Annotated in this window: 19 protein-coding genes; 16 read left to right on the top strand and 3 right to left on the bottom strand. The window is 43.2% G+C overall.

Features of this window, described 5'->3' with window-relative positions; genetic code table 11:
- Positions 1–2: 2 nt before the first annotated feature.
- From rapZ to mgtE, 3 genes are all read left to right on the top strand, one after another.
- Positions 3–857 (top strand): RNase adapter RapZ, encoded by an 855-nt coding sequence (gene rapZ, locus ACFSJY_RS01955; RefSeq protein WP_386030544.1) that lies wholly within the window; start codon positions 3–5, stop codon positions 855–857.
- Complete coding sequence (locus tag ACFSJY_RS01950; protein WP_386030542.1) at positions 857–1,132, top strand: HPr family phosphocarrier protein; 276 nt, start codon at positions 857–859, stop codon at positions 1,130–1,132. Before rapZ ends, ACFSJY_RS01950 begins: the two co-directional genes overlap by 1 nt.
- A gap of 186 nt (positions 1,133–1,318) precedes the next feature.
- Positions 1,319–2,677, top strand: coding sequence for a magnesium transporter (mgtE, locus tag ACFSJY_RS01945; protein WP_386030540.1), 1,359 nt, complete (start codon positions 1,319–1,321; stop codon positions 2,675–2,677).
- Between the two features lie 30 nt (positions 2,678–2,707).
- Here mgtE and pmbA read toward each other — a convergent pair whose 3' ends face one another.
- Entirely contained in the window at positions 2,708–4,051 is a 1,344-nt protein-coding gene (gene pmbA / locus ACFSJY_RS01940; protein ID WP_386030538.1) for a metalloprotease PmbA, read from the bottom strand.
- A 105-nt stretch (positions 4,052–4,156) separates the two neighbouring features.
- Between pmbA and yjgA the strand changes: the two genes are divergently transcribed.
- Positions 4,157–4,672, top strand: a complete 516-nt coding sequence (gene yjgA / locus ACFSJY_RS01935) for a ribosome biogenesis factor YjgA (RefSeq protein WP_386030536.1) — start codon at positions 4,157–4,159, stop codon at positions 4,670–4,672.
- A 138-nt stretch (positions 4,673–4,810) separates the two neighbouring features.
- Here the strand turns inward: yjgA and ACFSJY_RS01930 are convergent, their stop codons facing one another.
- Both ACFSJY_RS01930 and ACFSJY_RS01925 read right to left on the bottom strand, forming a co-directional pair.
- Positions 4,811–6,163 carry a Do family serine endopeptidase gene (locus ACFSJY_RS01930; protein WP_386030533.1) on the bottom strand — a complete coding sequence of 451 codons (1,353 nt, stop codon included), beginning with the start codon at positions 6,161–6,163 and terminating at the stop codon, positions 4,811–4,813.
- A gap of 81 nt (positions 6,164–6,244) precedes the next feature.
- Positions 6,245–6,697 carry a Z-ring associated ZapG family protein gene (locus tag ACFSJY_RS01925; RefSeq protein ID WP_386030531.1) on the bottom strand — a complete coding sequence of 151 codons (453 nt, stop codon included), beginning with the start codon at positions 6,695–6,697 and terminating at the stop codon, positions 6,245–6,247.
- Between the two features lie 152 nt (positions 6,698–6,849).
- Between ACFSJY_RS01925 and zapE the strand changes: the two genes are divergently transcribed.
- The 12 genes from zapE (at position 6,850) to ACFSJY_RS01865 (ending at position 19,053) form a co-directional block, all read left to right on the top strand.
- Positions 6,850–7,965 (top strand): cell division protein ZapE, encoded by a 1,116-nt coding sequence (zapE, locus tag ACFSJY_RS01920; RefSeq protein WP_386030529.1) that lies wholly within the window; start codon positions 6,850–6,852, stop codon positions 7,963–7,965.
- Positions 7,966–8,098: 133 nt separating this feature from the next.
- On the top strand, positions 8,099–8,791 hold the full coding sequence (gene imuA / locus ACFSJY_RS01915; RefSeq protein WP_386030527.1) for a translesion DNA synthesis-associated protein ImuA: 693 nt from the start codon (positions 8,099–8,101) through the stop codon (positions 8,789–8,791).
- On the top strand, positions 8,791–10,266 hold the full coding sequence (locus ACFSJY_RS01910; protein WP_386030524.1) for a Y-family DNA polymerase: 1,476 nt from the start codon (positions 8,791–8,793) through the stop codon (positions 10,264–10,266). The genes imuA and ACFSJY_RS01910 overlap by 1 nt, the downstream gene beginning before the upstream one ends.
- Before the next feature lie 6 nt (positions 10,267–10,272).
- Complete coding sequence (locus tag ACFSJY_RS01905) at positions 10,273–13,443, top strand: error-prone DNA polymerase (protein WP_386030522.1); 3,171 nt, start codon at positions 10,273–10,275, stop codon at positions 13,441–13,443.
- A 27-nt stretch (positions 13,444–13,470) separates the two neighbouring features.
- Positions 13,471–13,866: a hypothetical protein gene (locus tag ACFSJY_RS01900; RefSeq protein WP_386030521.1), complete on the top strand. Its 396-nt coding sequence runs from the start codon at positions 13,471–13,473 to the stop codon at positions 13,864–13,866.
- A gap of 238 nt (positions 13,867–14,104) precedes the next feature.
- Positions 14,105–14,533 (top strand): 50S ribosomal protein L13, encoded by a 429-nt coding sequence (gene rplM / locus ACFSJY_RS01895; RefSeq protein ID WP_211185211.1) that lies wholly within the window; start codon positions 14,105–14,107, stop codon positions 14,531–14,533.
- 3 nt (positions 14,534–14,536) lie between these two features.
- Positions 14,537–14,929: a 30S ribosomal protein S9 gene (gene rpsI / locus ACFSJY_RS01890; RefSeq protein ID WP_386030518.1), complete on the top strand. Its 393-nt coding sequence runs from the start codon at positions 14,537–14,539 to the stop codon at positions 14,927–14,929.
- A 290-nt stretch (positions 14,930–15,219) separates the two neighbouring features.
- Positions 15,220–15,810: a ubiquinol-cytochrome c reductase iron-sulfur subunit gene (gene petA, locus ACFSJY_RS01885; RefSeq protein ID WP_386030516.1), complete on the top strand. Its 591-nt coding sequence runs from the start codon at positions 15,220–15,222 to the stop codon at positions 15,808–15,810.
- Positions 15,810–17,072, top strand: coding sequence for a cytochrome b (locus ACFSJY_RS01880; RefSeq protein ID WP_386030514.1), 1,263 nt, complete (start codon positions 15,810–15,812; stop codon positions 17,070–17,072). The genes petA and ACFSJY_RS01880 overlap by 1 nt, the downstream gene beginning before the upstream one ends.
- A complete protein-coding gene (locus ACFSJY_RS01875) occupies positions 17,069–17,770 on the top strand; it encodes a cytochrome c1 (RefSeq protein ID WP_386032201.1) in 702 nt (233 codons plus the stop codon). The genes ACFSJY_RS01880 and ACFSJY_RS01875 overlap by 4 nt, the downstream gene beginning before the upstream one ends.
- A gap of 160 nt (positions 17,771–17,930) precedes the next feature.
- A complete protein-coding gene (gene sspA / locus ACFSJY_RS01870; RefSeq protein ID WP_386030512.1) occupies positions 17,931–18,572 on the top strand; it encodes a stringent starvation protein SspA in 642 nt (213 codons plus the stop codon).
- Between the two features lie 19 nt (positions 18,573–18,591).
- On the top strand, positions 18,592–19,053 hold the full coding sequence (locus ACFSJY_RS01865) for a ClpXP protease specificity-enhancing factor (RefSeq protein WP_386030510.1): 462 nt from the start codon (positions 18,592–18,594) through the stop codon (positions 19,051–19,053).
- Positions 19,054–19,081: the final 28 nt, after the last annotated feature.

Raw genomic sequence — 19,081 nt, 5'->3', positions numbered from 1 at the left:
AGATGAAGCTAATCATAGTCAGTGGACGTTCGGGATCAGGTAAGTCTGTCGCTCTAAGGGTGCTTGAAGATCTCGGGTATTATTGTGTTGACAATATTCCGGTAAATTTGCTGCCTGCTCTCACGCATACAGTGATTAATGACTATGAAACAGTAGCGGTTAGCCTTGATGTCCGAAACTTGCCTGCTGAGCCCGGTGATATCACGGAAATCATTGACTATTTGCCAGCTGCTGTAGAGCTGACAATTCTCTATCTTGATGCTAATGATACTGATTTGACACGTCGATTCAGCGAAACAAGGCGCCTTCACCCCTTGATTCGACAAAATATGGCGTTAGACCAAGCACTCTCTTTAGAGAAAAAGTTGCTAGAGCCTGTCTCTACACGTGCTGATTTATATATTAATACGAGCCAGTTATCACCGCATCAACTCGCAGACTTAGTGCGTGAGAGAATACTTGGCAAAAAGACCGGTTCAATGGTTTTGGTGTTTGAGTCTTTCGGTTTTAAGCACGGTATTCCAGCAGACGCTGACTATGTATTTGATGCTCGATTCCTACCCAACCCTTTTTGGGATAAAGAATTGAAAGCTCAGTCAGGCCTTGACCAACCGGTACGTGATTTCCTGGCCAGCCAACCTATAGTCACTAAATTTGTTTGGCAAATTAATAGTTTTTTAATGACATGGTTACCGCATTTAGAACGCAATAATCGTAGTTATGTCACTATCGCGATTGGCTGTACAGGCGGTAGGCACCGTTCTGTTTATATTGCAGAATTACTCGCAGGTAATTTTAGAAAAGAACGCAAAGACGTGCAGTCACGTCACCGAGACATCGACATAAAGAGTAGTTAATGGCTATTGTTTCTAAAGAAGTTACGATTATCAATAAGCTGGGTTTACATGCTCGTGCAGCAACAAAACTAGCTCAGCTTAGCCAGCAATTTTCAGCAACCGTGACGGTTGAGTTAGGCGGTAACTCTGCTGATGCCAATAGCATTATGGCATTGATGCTGTTAGCCGGCGGCCAAGGAAAAACGGTCAAGGTGGTTGCTGACGGCGATGACGCTGCTGAAGCCCTAGAAAGTATTTGCCAACTGATCAACCAGCGCTTCGATGAAGCTGAATAAAACCCTGATTTTTCCTAAACAGCCCAAATTAACAGCTGAAAATAATCGTTAGATAATATACACTTGCCTATTAACTGCTGACGCATTTTCTTCATAATTTGTAATTACACTGACGTCAGTATGCTTTTCCATTTATTTCGAATACCGTCAATATTGGCAGTAGTTTGTTACGGCGCAGGGTGATTTATGCCGGAAATAACAGAACAAGAATTTAATCAACAACGTCTGCAAGAGGTTAATGAAGCTCTTGATAGCGGCATGTTTGTTTATGTTCGTAAACTACTGCAAAGCCTTCCTGCTTATGACATCGCACTAATTTTAGAGTCGTCTACACCCAAAAGTCGCCCTGTTGTTTGGAAACTGATTGATCCTGATCATCAAGGTGAAGTACTTGAAGAACTCAATGAAGAAGTACGTAAGGGCATCCTGAAAAGTATGCGACCTGAAAAGGTTGCAGAAGTGGCAGAAGGAATGGATGTCGACGATGTTGCTGAGGTTCTTCGTACGTTGCCTGATAGCGTGTATCAGGAAGTTGTTAACAGCATGGACTCCCAAGACCGTGCACGCGTAGAGAAAGCGCTTTCGTTCGAAGAAGACACGGCAGGTGGTATCATGAACATCGATACCATTACTATCCGCCCAGATGTTACGGTTGATGTCGTGCTGCGTTATTTGCGCTTAAAGGGTGAACTACCTGTAGCAACCGACAGCTTTTATGTTGTTGATAGAGATGATCGCTTTATTGGCGCTATTTCACTGGCATCAATTGTGACGGCTCAAGCTGAAACCATTATCTCCACGCTTATTGATGCTGATATTGAGGCTGTACCACCTGAAATGCCAGAAACGGATGTAGCGGCATTGTTTGAGCGTTATGATTGGATTTCAGCCCCTGTTGTTGATGAAGACGGCCGACTGCTTGGGCGTATTACTATTGATGATGTCATTGATATTATTCGTGAAGATGCTGAACACTCGATGATGAGTATGGCGGGTCTTGACGACGAAGCCGACACGTTTGCTCCCGTTCTTAAAAGTACTCAGCAGCGTTCTGTTTGGCTGGGTGTTAACCTTGTAACTGCATTACTTGCTGTAGCTGTTACTAGTATGTTTGAAGATCTATTTAGCCAGTTAGCTATTCTCGCTGTGCTAAACACGCTAGTACCGAGTATGGGTGGGGTAGCAGGTAACCAAACGCTAACACTTGTTATTCGTGGTATCGCGCTAGGCCATGTCGGTGACAGTAATGCGCGATCACTGCTCTACAAAGAACTCGCAGTTGGATTCTTAAACGGCATTATTTGGGCTGTATTAATCGCCACGGTTGTTGCCGTTTGGAAGCAAGATATTATGCTTGGCGGGGTAATAGCCTTTGCTATGCTAATGAACTTAACAGCTGCAGGTGTGGCAGGCGTTACCATACCGCTTGTACTGAAACGTATGAATATAGATCCTGCGCTTGCAGGGAGTGTGATTTTAACGACGATCACTGACGTTGTGGGTATCTTTGCATTCTTAGGTACAGCAATGTTATTGCTGACCTAAGAATTCAAGAACTTTATGAATAATAGCAGGCTAATTACCTGCTATTTGCATCTCTTCAATGAGTAGCGAGCCTGTACGGATACTTCCTCGCATATCAGTATCATTGCCAATTGAAACAATGTTTTTAAACATGTCTTGTAGTTTACCTGCAATGGTAATTTCAGAAACAGGGAAGGCAATTTGGCCATTCTCAACCCAAAAGCCAGCTGCACCACGGGAATAATCGCCGGTAACTACATTAACACCTTGCCCCATAAGCTCAGTCACTAATAAGCCAGTACCAAGCTGCTTAAGCATAGCGTCAAAGTCGCCTCCATTGGCAGTGACTTGCCAGTTATGAATGCCACCTGCATGTCCCGTTGTTTGAAGGCCAAGCTTGCGTGCTGAGTAGCTTGTTAATAGGTAAGTCTCAAGTTGACCCTGCTTGATAATTTCGCGATCAACGGTCTCTACCCCTTCGCTATCAAATGCACTACTAGCGAGTGCCTTCTTAAGGTGAGGACGCTCACTAATTGTTATATGTTCAGGGAATACTGGCTGCCCTAGTGCATCTAACAAAAATGATGATTTTCGGTATAAGTTTCCACCACTGATGGCAGCAATGAAATGCCCAAAGATGGTGTTTGCAATATCTGCTCGAAACATCACTGGTACTTTTTGCGTTGAAAGCTTTTGAGCATGTAAGCGAGAGATAACCTCTTTCGCTGCATTTTTGCCGATCTCTACAGGTGCATCCAGCAAGTTAAAGTCGCGATTTACCGAATAAGCGTAGTCACGTTGCATATCATCGCCATCGCTAGCAATAGAAACACAGCTAAGGCTATGGCGAGTACTCGGATAACCGACAAGTTGCCCGTGACTATTTCCGTAGACTTTAAAACCTTCGAAACAAGCCAGTGTTGCGCCATCTGAGTTGGTGATACGAGGATCTGCATCGAGCGCTGCCATTTCACACTGTTTGGCGATATCGATAGCTTCATCAGTAGATAAGACTTTTGGATGGTATAAGTCTAAGTCTTCAGGTGTCATGGCCAATCGATCTTTGTCTGCTAGACCTGAACACTCATCGACTGACGTATAACGAGCGATATCTACCGCGGCTTTAACGGCATTGTTTAGTGCATCTTCTGATAAATCGGCTGTAGAAGCACTGCCTTTGCGGCCTTCTTTGTACACTGTGATGCCAAGCGCACCATCATTAGTGAACTCAACATTTTCAACATCGCCCATGCGGGTATTGACGCTTAAGCCTTGTTGACGACTCATGGCGACTTCTGCGCCATCAGCACCCAGTTGTTTCGCTAGAGACAATGCGTTTTCTACGCGATTTTTAACGTGTGCAATTTGGCTTTCAATGCTATCGACTTCTTTCATGAGTAAATCCGTATGGGCGCCTTTGCATTGGCGCTAGGGTTGTGTGTTGCCCGAGTTGCGTTTGTAGTATAATGGCGGGTAACTCTATTCTGACTTACGAATATTATGCACCACTTAGACCACGATATCGATGAATTCGATGAAGATTATAAAAGTAAAACTGATGTTAAGCGTGAAATGCATGAGCTTCAGGAGTTTGCTTTAAATATGATACGTTTACCTAAAGTGAAACGGAAAAAGTTACCGCTCAACGAAGAACTGCAAGATGCGATGGTATTAGCTGATAAAATCATCAATAAACCAGAACCTTTAAGACGTCACTGTCGGTTTATCGCTAAAATTTTATTAGAAACGGGTACTGAAGAGATTCAAAAGTCGCTTGATGCAATGGCGAATAAACATCAACAGCAAACTATGCAGCAAGAGAAGTTTGAACTTTTGCGTGAAAAGCTTATCGATGAAGGCGCTGACGCTATTGAAGCCTTACTTGCAGAATGTGACAGTATGGAACGCCAAAAGTTACGACAATTAGTACGTCAAGCAGCCAAAGAAAAGAAAAGTGAAAAACCAGCGAAAGGTTATCGTGATTTATTAGCTTACATTAAAGAGCACAATAGTTAAGTAAGCACAATAAAAGGTAGCCACACTTAAACGTTCGAGGTAGCAAGTGTGAGCTCTGGAATGTATTGTTGTGGCTAAACCATAAAAAAAGCTCGATGTTGATCGAGCTTTTTTATTTGAATGGTTATTGTTGAAAAATTAACGAATCATCAAGTACATCGTACGGTTACCACGAAGTACATTAAGTGCTAATACACCTTTGTGGTCCTTCAAGTAGCTACGTAATTCGCCAATGGTATTGATGCGTGTGCGGTTTACCCCCGTCACAATGTCACCAGCTTTTAAGCCTACGGCTTCTGCAGCACTACCACGTTCAACATCCGTGATATTAATACCTTTGCCGTCAGTACTGTTATCAAGTTCGGCGCCATCTAGCATTGGATGCAAACTTGCTGCTTCAACATTTGTTGCTTCAGCCTGCTTTAACTTAACCGTGAATTTCTTTTCCTTGCCATCACGTACAACCGTTAGTTTCACTTTCTTACCAGCACCAATTGAGCCAATCTTACCGCGTAACTCACTAAATGTGCGTACGGTTTTACCATTAACCTTGGTAATCACATCACCGGCTTTCAAGCCGGCTTCAGCAGCTGCTGAATCTGGCGTTACTTGCTCGATAAAGCCACCTTGTGTGGTTTCTAACTCCATGGCTTTTGCAATTTCGCCGTTAACACTTCGACCTGCAACACCCAACACGCCGCGACGCACTTCACCAAACTCAATAATTTGGCTTACCAAGTTTTTCATCATGTTGCTTGGGATAGCAAAGCCGATACCTACGTTACCACCGTTAGGCCCGATAATCGCGGTATTGATGCCGATTAATTCGCCACGTAAATTAACAAGTGCACCACCTGAGTTACCACTGTTGATGGCTGCATCGGTCTGAATGAAATCTTCAAAGCTTTCAACATTTAAGCCACTGCGACCAAGCGCGCTCACAATACCTGATGTGACGGTTTGACCTAAGCCAAATGGGCTGCCAATAGCAACGGTAAAGTCACCAACACGCAGTACATCTGAATCGGCTACTTTAATTTCAGTGAGATTGTCTTCATCAATTTGAAGCAGCGCTATATCACTACCTGGGTCGGCGCCAATTTTCTTAGCTTCTACTTGGCGACCATCTTTCAAGGTCACCATAATTTCGTCAGCCTCTTCAACCACATGGTTATTGGTGACGATGTAGCCTTCATCAGCGTCGATAATGACACCAGAGCCTAATCCTTGAAATGGACGTTCTTGTGGTTGACCATTTCTTGGGTTACCGAAGAAGAATCTAAAAGCATCAGGGACACGTTGTTGAATTTCATGTGTACCTTTTACGGAAATACTCACTACTGCTGGAGTTGTGCGTTCTAGCATTGGTGCTAGGCTCGGTAAAGTTTGGCCTTCAACTGCCATTGGTAAATTCGCATGTGCTGGCGCAGTGGTTAATGCGATTGAACCCGAAATAAGTGCAGCACTAATAGCTAAAGATAATTTCTTCATACTTAAAATTACTCCTGAAACGAATTAAGTATTTGTCACTCAATAAGAGACTAGGTAGATAATTAATAGTTCACTTTTGGCCTATTCGGCATTTGTAACACTTTGTTTCTTATCATCAAATAAGCCGCTAGGGTTACCTGAATAGTCCAAAGGTGCCTCGGTAACAGACTCTTCAATCACTTTCTTTTTCTCATGACGAAGATTAACTGTTTGCGCAAGTTGTTCTTGCGTTTCTTGTGAGAAGAAAGGCATAACATCACCTTCTTTCGGTGTGGCGCTTTGTAGTAGCTTGGTGCTTTCTTCCATTTGTTTCATCGCTGTTTGGCAAGTGCTGTTCATTTGCTCAAGCAGTGTTGCTGAGGACTCTAAATGCTCAGCAACATCTTTCTTATACTGTTCAAGTGCACTTTCAGTTTGATTAACTTGTTCGCTTAGTTCTTTATTTTCTTTGGCTGATGCAGAGAAGAATCGGCCAGCGACAAAGCCAATAGCGCCGCCAACTAAAAGTAGAATAATGCTCATTACTGCCGTCATATCCAAGGTTCCTCGTTGTATTCGATGCAAAAAATTGTGAGAATATTGCGTTATAAATATAAGCTAACTATAGCGCTTCTTACTTTTCTTATATAGCGAATATGTTTGCGATTTTGTTATTTTCAAGCGCAAGCAGCGGATAGATACCTCAAATGATTAAACTTTCACCACTTGAGAAATACCAGCAAGACCTAACGCGTGATGATTTCCAATATGATGCAGCGCAAGAAAACGCTGTGAAGCATTTACAGCGTTTGTATGACGACTTACAGGCTAAGCCGTTGCCGGTCACAGGCTTTAAGAAAGTACTTAATCGTTGGAAGCGTGTTGTTGCCAAACAAGAGCCTAAGCTAGTAAGGGGCTTGTATTTTTGGGGCGGTGTTGGTCGAGGTAAAACATACTTGGTTGATACCTTTTACGATTGCTTGCCTTTTAAAAATAAAATGCGCGTCCACTTTCACCGTTTTATGCATCGCGTACATGAAGAAATGAAAACGCTAGCGGGGCAGTCTGATCCGCTAAAAATTATTGCTAAGCGGTTTGCTGATGAAACCTGCATTATTTGCTTCGATGAGTTCTTCGTTTCAGACATTACTGATGCCATGATTTTAGGTACGCTATTTGAAGAACTGTTCTCACATAACGTCACTTTAGTGGCGACATCTAATATTATTCCAGATGATCTTTATCGCAACGGCTTGCAACGTGCTCGTTTTTTGCCTGCTATTAAGTTGATTAACGAAAACTGTGAAGTCGTGAATGTTGATAGCGGTGTTGATTATCGTTTGCGAACGCTTGAGCAAGCAGAAATATTCCATCACCCCCTTGATCAGCAAGCGACTGAAAACTTAAACCGTTACTTTGGTCAGCTAGCTGTAGAATCAGGCACTTCAGCAAAAGTTATCGAAATTAACCATCGTCCATTGACCACCATTCAAGAAGCTGATGGCGTCGTTCATTTTGAATACAGTGAACTTTGTGAAAGTGCGCGTAGCCAGGGCGATTACATGGAGTTAAGCCGGGTGTATCACACGGTGTTATTGGCGAATGTGAAACAAATGAGTCTTGATTGTGATGACGCTGCGCGCCGCTTTATTGCACTGGTTGATGAATTCTATGAACGCAAAGTTAAACTGATTATTTCAGCAGAAGTTGCTATGGAAAGCTTATATAGCCATGGTGGTTTAGAGTTTGAATTTAAACGCTGCTTAAGCCGTTTGCAGGAAATGCAATCACGTGACTATTTAGCAAGTGAGCACCTGCCTTAAAAACTTTTAGTTACTGATCAAACACTTCAAAAAGCTCTACCTTGGTAGGGCTTTTTTGTATTTGAATAATCTATTTTGTCAAATTATACTGTAAATATGTACAGTATTTCATGTGGTATAAATAGGTGTTGCTATGCAGTCATTACTTGATACCTTGCACAATCGCCAGTGGTTGTGGCAAGGCGCAATACAGCAGCAAAAACAGCATGTTTGTCGTTCAGGTTACCAAGAACTTGATGACAAAATTATTGGTGGGCTTCCTGAAACTGGCGTGATTGAGATTCGCACCGCAAACGGCATTGGCGAGCTGCGTGCGATCTTACCCTATCTACAACAAAGACAAGATAAGGGGGTTATTGTCTTCATTGCGCCACCCGCCATGATCGGTAGTGAATTTCTTCATCATCACCAGATTGATACCGATAATATTTTGCTGCTTACACCAACACCTAATGATGCGCTTTGGTGTGCTGAGCAGTGTTTGAAAAGCGGTAGCTGTGCAAGTGTGATGCTATGGCACCAAGAGTTTGAAGTGTTCCAAGTTAGGCGTTTAAACTTAGCAGCAGAGCAAGGGCAAGCAAGTTTATTTATTTATCGACAGAGCCGAGCAAGCTATAACTTACCTGTTTCCCTTAGCTTAAGCTTTGAAGCCGATAAAGCAGGTTTGAACGTTACCGTTAATCGCTGTAAAGCAGGAAAGCCTAGTCAACCGTTTAGCGTCAATATGGCGAGATTATGGCCTGATTTTGTTTGTTTACCTACCGCTAATAATGTTGTGTCACTTTCAGGTTATCAACGTGCTAACGCCAACCAAAGAGTTAGCTAATGTTGTGGCTATACCTATACTTCCCTCAACTTCAACTGGATAACCTGTTTGTCAGCACTGACCTAAGCGGTGAGATAAATGGTGAGTTAAGTAATAAGTTAAGTAGTGAGCCTATAACTGGGGGCAGGGAAAAGGCAATTATTGTTGTCGATGCGAAACACAACAAGGTTGTCCAGTTAAATCAACAAGCCAAGCAGCAGGGTATTGAAGCAGGTATGGGGCTGGCAACCGCCTGTGCTATGTGCCATGACCTACAAGTGCTTCCCTATGATCGAAACATTGAGCGTAAGCAGCTTACATCAATAGGACATAACCTCTATCAATGGGTTTCTGATATTGCCTTTGATGAGCCAGACGGCATATATATTCGCATAGGGAATATGCTGTCACTGTATAAAAGTTTGCCAGAATGTTGGCAAAAACTTGAGCAAAGCCTAACGACAACGCAAGTGAATTACTTTTATGCAACAGCAGAAACGCCGCAAGCAGCCAAAGCAATAGCACGTTATCGCGTTAGCTTACTCTCAGAGAGTGCGCATGCCATAACACAGGTTTTATACCAGTTACCGGTGACAGAAGTTTTTCAGCAAGCGAAGTATCAATCGGCCTTACAACGTCTAGGTATTAAAACTATTGAGCAACTCATCACTATTGATACAGGAGAGCTGTCAAAGCGCTTTGATAGTGATTTTCTACTGCAGCTTGGGCAGCTAACAGGTCGATATACGCTACCACTGCACTTTTACGAACCGAGTCCAGATTTTAATGATTCACTAGAATTGTTATATGAAATTAGCCAAGTTGCCGTGTTGAGCCACCCACTCAAACGCATGTTAAATAAGCTTGAATGTTTTTTGCGGCAACGAAATTTAGCTTGCCAGCAATTATTTCTGTGTTTTCCTTATCGCGAGCATGAAGGAATTCGTTTGGTCGTACACAGTGCAGAACCTTGTGATAGTGCTCAACAGTGGCTGCAGCTTATTGAACTTAAGCTAGAAAATATTCAGCTCAAACAGCCTGTGGTCCGCATCACTCTGTCATGTTCAGCGCCTGTTGATAAGCATCAAGCTACCCAAGATCTGTTTGAGCAAGGTCAAAACGGTATTGGACAAGCAGCATTAGTCAGCCTTTTACAAGCTAAAGTTGGAGAGCAAAATGTGTGGCAATTACGCTGTAGAGATAGCCATATACCTGAACAAGCGCAATGTATAGAAGCAGCCAATGATGAGAAGCTTGGTAAAAGTACTGATGTTGTAGCGAGTACCCCGTTAATCCGTCCAAGTTACTTATTGTCACAACCGTTAAAAGTGAATCAACCCATAGATGTTGTATATGGGCCTGAACGTATAGAAACAAACTGGTGGCAACGCAGTGTGGTACGAGACTATTTTGTTGGACGTACCGAAGACGGCCGCTGGTGCTGGCTTTATCGACAACCTGATGATAGTTGGTTTATCCAAGGTTATTTTGGTTAGTTAACCATGGCTTATGCTGAGCTCATTTGTCAGAGCAACTTCTCGTTTCTTACTGGCGCTTCGCACCCTGAAGAGCTGGTGCAAACAGCTGCAGAATTAGGCTATCGCGCTATCGCTATTACCGATGAATGCTCGGTTGCAGGCGTTGTTCGTGCCTATCAGCACATTAAAGAAAACCGACTACCGACAAAGTTAATTATTGGTTCGCTTTTTCATGTTGAGCTATCGGCTGGCTATAAAGCTGAGCTGACATTGTTGGCGCCACACCGAAAAGCGTATGCGGAGTTGTGCCGTATTATTACTAACAGCAGACGCCGTACAGAGAAGGGGAGCTATCGTATTGAGGAATGGGATCTGAAGTCAGTACGCCATTGCCTCGTTTTATGGCGACCTAGTATGCATGAAGCGGCAGATCAGTGGTGGGCGAATTGGCTTGCAAAACACTACACTGGTCGCATATGGCTAGCACAATCACGAATGCTTACTAGTGGTGAACACCATTATCAGCACTATTGTACTCAGTTAAATGAAGCCTATCACTTTCCTTTGGTGGCTGTGGGGTGTGTACTCATTCACAAACGTAAACGACTGCCACTGCAACATACTTTGACTGCTATTCAGCAAGGAACAACGGTTAACCAGTTAGGAAGAGCGGCATTGAGTAATGGCGAACGTTGCTTAAGGCCTCTTTCTAAGTTAGCTAAATTATTTGATGTTGAGGCGCTAGCAGAAAGTTTAGTGATTGCGAGTCGATGCCACTTTTGTTTGTCTGAGCTGAAGTACGAATATCCGGCAGAGCTTATTCCTGCTGATAAAACTCCTAGCCAGTATTTGAAAGAACTTGTTGAGCAAGGTAAGCAGCTTCGCTTTCCTGACGGGGTGCCAGATGACATAGCCGAGACGATTGATAAAGAGCTGCACTTGATTGAAAAGCTAGGTTATGAGCACTTTTTTATCACCATTTACGATATCGTACAGTTTGCTAAGCGTGAGCATATTCTCTATCAAGGCAGAGGATCTGCTGCAAACTCGGTGGTGTGTTATTGCTTAGAAATTACGTCGGTAGATCCTAGGCAAATATCTGTCCTGTTTGAGCGTTTTATTTCGCAAGAGCGTAAAGAACCACCTGATATCGATGTCGATTTTGAGCATCAGCGCCGTGAAGAGGTTTTCCAATATATTTATCAGAAATATGGCCGTAAGCGCACCGCTATAACGGCAACGGTGATCACATATCGCTTAAAAAGTGCCATTCGGGAGGTCGGCAAAGCGCTAGGTATTAATGAAACCCAACTCGCTTTCTTTATTAAAAACATTAACCGCCGCGACAATAAGCAGCCTTGGTATAGTCAAATCAGTGAGCTGGGATTGGATATTCATGCGCGCCAAGGCCAGTTATTTATTCAATTAGTAAATGAAATAAAAGGCTTCCCGCGCCATTTGTCACAACATGTTGGCGGGTTTGTTATTTCGAAAGGCTCGCTTCATGAGTTGGTGCCTGTTGAAAATGCCGCCATGGAAGAGCGTACTGTTATTCAGTGGGATAAAGATGATCTGGATAGTTTGGCATTATTGAAAGTCGATATTCTTTCATTGGGCATGTTAAGCGCTATTCGACGTTGCTTTGATTTGATTAAGCTCCATTATCAACAAGAGCTCTCAATAGCAGATATTACACGTATGTCAGATGACCCTCAGGTGTATCGAATGCTACAACAAGCCGACACGGTTGGCATATTCCAGATAGAATCGCGCGCGCAAATGAGTATGTTACCAAGGCTCAAGCCAGAGAAGTATTATGACCTTGTTGTGCAGATTGCCATTGTGCGGCCCGGCCCCATTCAAGGGGGAATGGTGCATCCGTTTCTTAAAAGGCGAAGTGGTGAGGAAGCAGTTACTTACCCGTCTGAACAGGTAAAGTCTGTGCTTGAACGTACTTTAGGTGTCCCTATTTTCCAAGAGCAGGTGATTAAGCTTGCTATGGTTGCTGCTGGTTTTACGGGGGGAGAGGCAGACCAACTACGGCGAGCGATGGGCAAGTGGAAGAAAACCGGTGAACTGAATAAGTTTAAACATAAGCTGATTCATGGCATGACTGAGCGAGGTTATAGTCTTGGGTATGCTGAACGTATTTTTGAGCAAATTTGTGGTTTTGGTGAATATGGTTTTCCGGAGTCTCACTCGGCAAGCTTTGCGGTGCTGGCTTATGTGTCAGCTTGGTTGAAATATTACTACCCGCAAGCATTTTACTGTGCACTATTGAACAGCTTACCTATGGGTTTTTACTCGGCGTCACAACTTATCCAGGACGCGCAAAGGCACCAAGTAAAAGTATTACCGGTCTGTGTTAATCAATCTTATTGGCAGCATCACTTAACCCTTGATGAACATGCGCTACAACTTGGTTTCCGACTTGTTAAAGGTGCAAGGCAAGCTGCTCTTGAACAGTTAATTGCAAAACGACCAGCGCAAGGATTCAGCGATTTCAGTGAGCTTCAGCAATTATCACTCAGGCAAGAACAACTCGATGCACTAGCCAGTGCCAATTGCTTCAAAGTGCTTGGCGGGAACAGATATGCTGCCCGGTGGCAATTAATGAATCAAGTACATCAGCTTCCCTTGTTTGGCCAAACATCAGAGCCTCCCGATGCCTTTAGCATGCTAAACACGAACATTGATCAAACATCACTATCAGCTAACATCGAAAGAGAAAAGCATGTAGTGCTCGAGCCTAAGTCGACTTACCGCATTACTCCAACCGATTTCGATAATCTTATCGAAGATTACCAATCAACAGGATTGAGCTTAGACTTACATCCAATAAGTTTATTAAGAGCGGCTGATAAATTGGGACACTACACACCCGCCAATGAGCTTATTGGTGTTCGTCATAAATCCATTGTGACGGTGGTGGGCGTAGTAACAGGTAGGCAAAGCCCTGGAACTGCATCAGGCGTCACTTTTGTCACATTAGAAGATGACACGGGAAATACGAATGTCGTGGTGTGGCTTGCAACGGCGAGAGCGCAAAAGCAGACTTTTCTGTCAGCGAAAGTATTAAAAGTCGTTGGTATGATTGAGAAAGAGCAAAATGTTATTCATGTGATAGCGGGTCGGTTAACCGATTTAACTCCGTTGTTAGATGACTTTGATTGTCAGTCTAGAGACTTTCATTAGCCAGAGAAAAAGAGCAGTAGGTAACTCATGCGAAATCAGCAAAATAAGCGTAATCGCAACTATCAAGTGAAAAAGCGTGGCATCAAAGATGATTACATCGATAAGCAAGTATGGGTCATTCATCAAGCAATGGCGCTTAAACTACTAAAACACCCAGAGTTGCTACCACAAATAGAAGCAACGCTTGATGCACGGAAAAAAGCAGGAAGGCTTTCTTACAGCGCATACATCACATGGCTATCCATTATTGAAATGTACGACGACAAAGAAGCATTTTTGCAAGGTATTTTGGAGGACAGCCCAAGAATGAAACGCTTTCGCAGAGAAACGCCGCTTGTGGGGATTCTCACTGAAGACGAGCGTCAGGCAGCGCTTGAACAAGACGCCATAGGTGTTATTCCTAACATTAATGTGCTTTTCTGAATATGCTTCGAATAACGACGATAAAATATAAGCGATAACGTTATCAAAAGATTAAAATTTATACGTGATCTTTGAAATGAACTTCTGTATAATCCTGCGCTCCCTACGTTACAAAGCTTATTTCTTTCCCGGAATTAAGCGACAGGCTCGATACTCGAAGGGGTAGCGGCGTAGCCTTTTGAACCGATAACGCTAGGGCGTTATCAAGTTTAGTAACATTATTTATTGGGTTTTTTAAATGAAAACTTTTGTAGCAAAAGCTGAAAGCGTAGAACGCGATTGGTTTCTAGTGGACGCTGAGAACAAAACTCTTGGTCGTATCGCTACTGAGATTGCTAGCCGTTTACGTGGTAAGCATAAGCCAGAATACACTCCTCACTGTGACACAGGCGATTACATCGTTGTTGTTAACGCTGAGAAAGTAAAAGTAACAGGTAACAAAGCGAAAGGTAAAATCTACTACTCGCACACTGAGTTCCCTGGTGGTTTGAAGCAAATTAGCTTCGAAAAGCTTATCGACAAAGCGCCTGAGCGTGCAATCGAATTCGCTGTTAAAGGTATGCTTCCTAAAGGTCCTTTAGGTCGTCAAATGTACCGCAAGTTAAAAGTGTATGCTGGTCCTGAGCACAAGCATGCTGCACAACAACCACAACTTTTGGAGCTGTAAGCAATGGCTGATAATCAATATTACGGTACTGGTCGTCGCAAGAGCTCAACTGCTCGTGTGTTCATGAAAGCTGGTAACGGTACAATCACAATTAACAAGCGTGACATTTCTGAATTTTTCGCACGTGAAACAGCTCGTATGGTTGTTCGTCAACCACTTGAGTTAGTTGAAATGTTAGAGAAGTTCGACTTAAACATCACTGTTACTGGTGGTGGTAGCACAGGCCAAGCTGGTGCTATCCGTCACGGTATCACTCGTGCTCTTATGCAGTACGACGAAGCACTACGTGGTGATCTACGTAAAGCTGGCTTCGTTACACGTGATGCTCGTAAGGTTGAACGTAAGAAGGTTGGTTTACACAAAGCACGTAAGCGTCCTCAATTCTCAAAACGTTAATATTTACGTTTTCGAATGCAAAAACCGGCTATTTGGCCGGTTTTTTTATACCCAAATTCCAGAGTGCTCACGTAGTAAACACTTGCTTCTTTTGCAGTGAAACATTTTGCTACTATTTTGCACAAACTGTTGCAAACCCTACTGAATTACCTTGTAAAAAAAAGGGGTTTTCATTATGATCAGAAAAATTTTTTTGTCGCTAGTTTGCTCAAACACAACACGTACTGCTTCTTAATAAGAATCAATAACATTACGTACAGTTTGAGTGTAAAAATATTTGGAGAAATTGAATGAGCAATGCGCCCGTGGATAACGGCCGTCGACGCTTTTTAACTGCTGCTACTTCGGTAGTTGGTGGTGTAGGTGTTGTCGGTGTGGCTGTGCCTTTCATTGGTTCTTGGAACCCGAGTGCTCGTGCGAAAGCAGCAGGTGCTCCGGTTGAAGTCAATGTTGGGAAAATAGAGCCAGGTCAACTAGTTCGTGCTGAATGGCGTGGTAAACCTGTTTATGTTGTACGCCGTACTGAAGAAACAGTTGCCGCCTTACCTAAGCATGATGATCAACTGCGTGACCCGAATTCAGAAGAACCTCAACAACCAGAGTACGCGAAGAACGAATACCGTTCTGTGAAGCCGGAAATTATGGTTGCATTGGGTGTTTGTACTCACCTAGGTTGTGCTCCTACTCATCACAAAGGCGATTTCGAACAACACGTGGCAGGTGTTAAAGACGGTTTCTTCTGTCCATGTCACGGTTCTAAGTTTGATATGGCTGGCCGTGTTTTTGCGGGTGTTCCAGCACCTCTAAACTTGGCAGTTCCAGAGCATTCTTTCCCTAAAGAAAACACCTTATTAATTGGTGTTGCACCAGGAGATGCATAATGAATAACTTTTTGGCTTGGATAGAACAACGTCTTCCAGTAATGGAAGCGATGAACAAGCACGTACTTCAGTACCCTGCGCCGAAAAACTTCAACTTTTGGTATTTCTTTGGCTCACTAGCCATGCTTGTTCTTGTTAACCAAATCGTCACAGGTATCTGGTTAACGATGAACTATGAACCGTCAGGTGATGGCGCGTTCGCTTCAATTGAATACATCATGCGTGACGTAGATTACGGTTGGTTGCTACGTTATATGCATTCAACAGGTGCATCAGCATTCTTCGTTGTTGTTTACTTGCACATGTTCCGCGGCCTTATGTACGGTTCTTACCAGAAACCACGTGAATTACTGTGGATTTTTGGTATGTTAATCTTCTTAGTGCTAATGGCTGAAGCGTTCATGGGTTACTTGTTGCCATGGGGTAACATGAGTTACTGGGGTGCGCAGGTAATTATCTCGCTCTTTGGTGCAATTCCTGTAGTAGGTGAAGATTTAGCGACGTGGATTAAGGGTGACTATGTAATCTCTGGCGCTACCTTAAACCGTTTCTTCGCATTACATGTTATTGCTTTACCACTTGTGCTAGTGATTCTTGTGTTCTTACATATTCTTGCGTTGCATGAAGTTGGTTCGAACAACCCACAAGGCGTTAACATTAAGAAGCCTAAGGGCAGTGTTAAGCCTGAAGAATTATCTAAGTTCAAGTTCCATAAACAATACTCGGACAAGTACGACATTGTTGATGCGATACCGTTCCATCCGTATTACACCGTAAAAGATATTATGGGTGTGGCTGGTTTCTTAATTCTTTTCTGTTGGGTGATGTTCTTCTACCCTGAAGGTGGTGGTTACTTTATTGAAGCGCCAAACTTCACACCAGCTAATGGTCTTAAAACACCTGAGCATATTGCCCCAGTATGGTACTTTGGTCCGTTCTACACTATTTTACGTGTTGTTCCTGATAAGTTGTTAGGTACTATCGCGATGTTTGCGGCAATCGGTGTACTATTCGCACTGCCATGGGTTGATCGTGGTACGGTTAAATCAATTCGCTACCGCAGTAAGTGGCACTTATTAAACTTAACGCAGTTCGCAATTTGTTTCATCGTGTTAGGTGTTCTAGGTACTATGCCAGCTTCAGACACGGCTAACCTAATTGGTGTTGTTGCTAGTTTTGGTTACTTTGGCTTCTTCGTAGCTATTTGGTTCTACTCTAAGAATGAAAACACTAAACCAGTACCAGAAAGGGTGACTAAATAATGAAAAAGCTTTTAATCACTTTATTAGCCATGGTGCCTGTTTTAGCTTTCGCAGCAGGTCCTAGCATTCCATTGGATTCAGCGAACAATGATCTTTCTGATAAAGAATCATTAAAGCGAGGATTCAAAGCCTACATTAATTACTGTCTTGGTTGTCACCAACTTCAGTACCAACGTTACAACCGTACGTTTGCTGATTTAGGTATTAGTGACGAAGAAGGTAAAGCAGAGTGGATGTTCACTGGCGAGAAAGTCGGCGATCACATTACGAACACAATGCCTGCTAAAGAAGCGGCAAAATGGTTTGGTGCTGCTCCTCCTGATTTAACGCTTGAAGCTCGTTTCCGCAGCCCTGACTGGATCTACACTTACTTGAACTCGTTTTATGTTGATGAAGCGCGTCCTTTCGGCGTGAATAACAAGGTGTTTAAAGACGTAGGTATGCCTCACGTTTTACAGAACCTTCAAGGTATTCGCACAATGGACGAAAATGGTGTGTTATCACCAGCCGTCGGCGGTACGATGACAGAGCAAGAGTATGACCAGTTTGTTCGTGACCTTACTAACTTCTTAGAGTACGTTGGCGAACCAAACAAATTAGAGCGTAAAGAATTGGGTAAGTGGGTCATTGGCTTCCTATTCATTTTGTTCATTCTTTCTTACTTCTTGAAGAAAGAGTACTGGCGTGATGTTCACTAGTTAGTGAATAAACTCCAAAAGAAAAAGGCAACGTAAGGTTGCCTTTTTTATAATAAAATCCTGCTGGTCTGACCTGTTTTTAAAATAGTCAGAAATCCGCTATCATATGCGCACTTGTCAGCCTAGTGCTGACTTCTTTTTTCCCTTATTTGGAGGCACTATGGCCGTAGCTGCAAACAAGCGCTCAGTAATGACGTTGTACTCTCATGCCGATGATATGTACAGTCATCAAACACGTATCGTATTAGCAGAAAAAGGTGTTGGCGTTGATATTCACTTAGTTGACCTAGCAAACCTTCCTGAAGACTTAATCGATTTAAACCCTTACGGTACTGTGCCTACACTTGTAGATCGCGAATTAGCGCTTTATGAAGCAAGCATTATTATCGAGTATTTAGACGAGCGTTTCCCTCATCCACCGCTTATGCCGGTATACCCTGTTTCGCGTGGCCGTAGTCGTCTTATGATGCACCGCATTGAGCAAGACTGGTATTCTCTTGCTGAAACTATTATGAAAGGTGAAGCAGCAGAAGCTGAGAAAGCACGCCAAGAGCTTAAAGAAAGCTTGTTAAGCGTGGCGCCAATTCTTAATGAAGCGCCTTACTTCATGAGTGAAGAATTTAGCCTAGTAGATTGCTACTTAGCGCCATTGTTGTGGCGTTTACCAGTATTAGGCATTGAGCTGTCTGGTCAAGGTGCGAAAGAGTTAAAAACTTATATGCTTACCTTGTTTGAACGTGAATCTTTCCAAGCGTCATTAACAGAAGCTGAGCGCGAACTTCGTTTCGGCAATCCTGCATAATATGTCAAACGACATTAAAATGACCTCTAATAAGCCCTACATTGTTGGGGCTTTTTATGATTGGATTTCAGACAACGAACTTACGCCTTACATTGTTGTTGATGTAAACGTATACGGCGTCCAAGTGCCAATGGCGTTTGTACAAGACGGTCAGATTGTGCTTAACATCTCCTCGACGGCTGTTGGTAGCATTGTTATGGGTGAAACAGCAATTGAATTCTCTGCGCGTTTTGGCGGCAAGCTTGAACACCTAGTCGTGCCTTATGGTGCTATCGGCGCTATCTACGCGAAAGAAAATGGTGCAGGCACCTCATTGCCGATAGAACACCCTGAAGAATTGCCAGAAGAAGCTGAGTCAGTGCAAACTGCACCCAAGCCTAAATTGGCGGGTGTTGAATCTACCTCTGTGAGTAAAGAGAGCAGAGCGGATGATAAGACTGAAAAGCCTAAAGGCAAACCTAGTCTTAAAGTAATCAAATAAAAAGCAGCGCAAGCTGCTTTTTTTATGC

Source organism: Thalassotalea euphylliae (assembly GCF_042682785.1).
Taxonomy (GTDB): domain Bacteria; phylum Pseudomonadota; class Gammaproteobacteria; order Enterobacterales; family Alteromonadaceae; genus Thalassotalea_F; species Thalassotalea_F euphylliae.
Note: the sequence above shows the minus strand (reverse complement) of the source record. Positions and strands in the feature narration are given on the sequence as shown.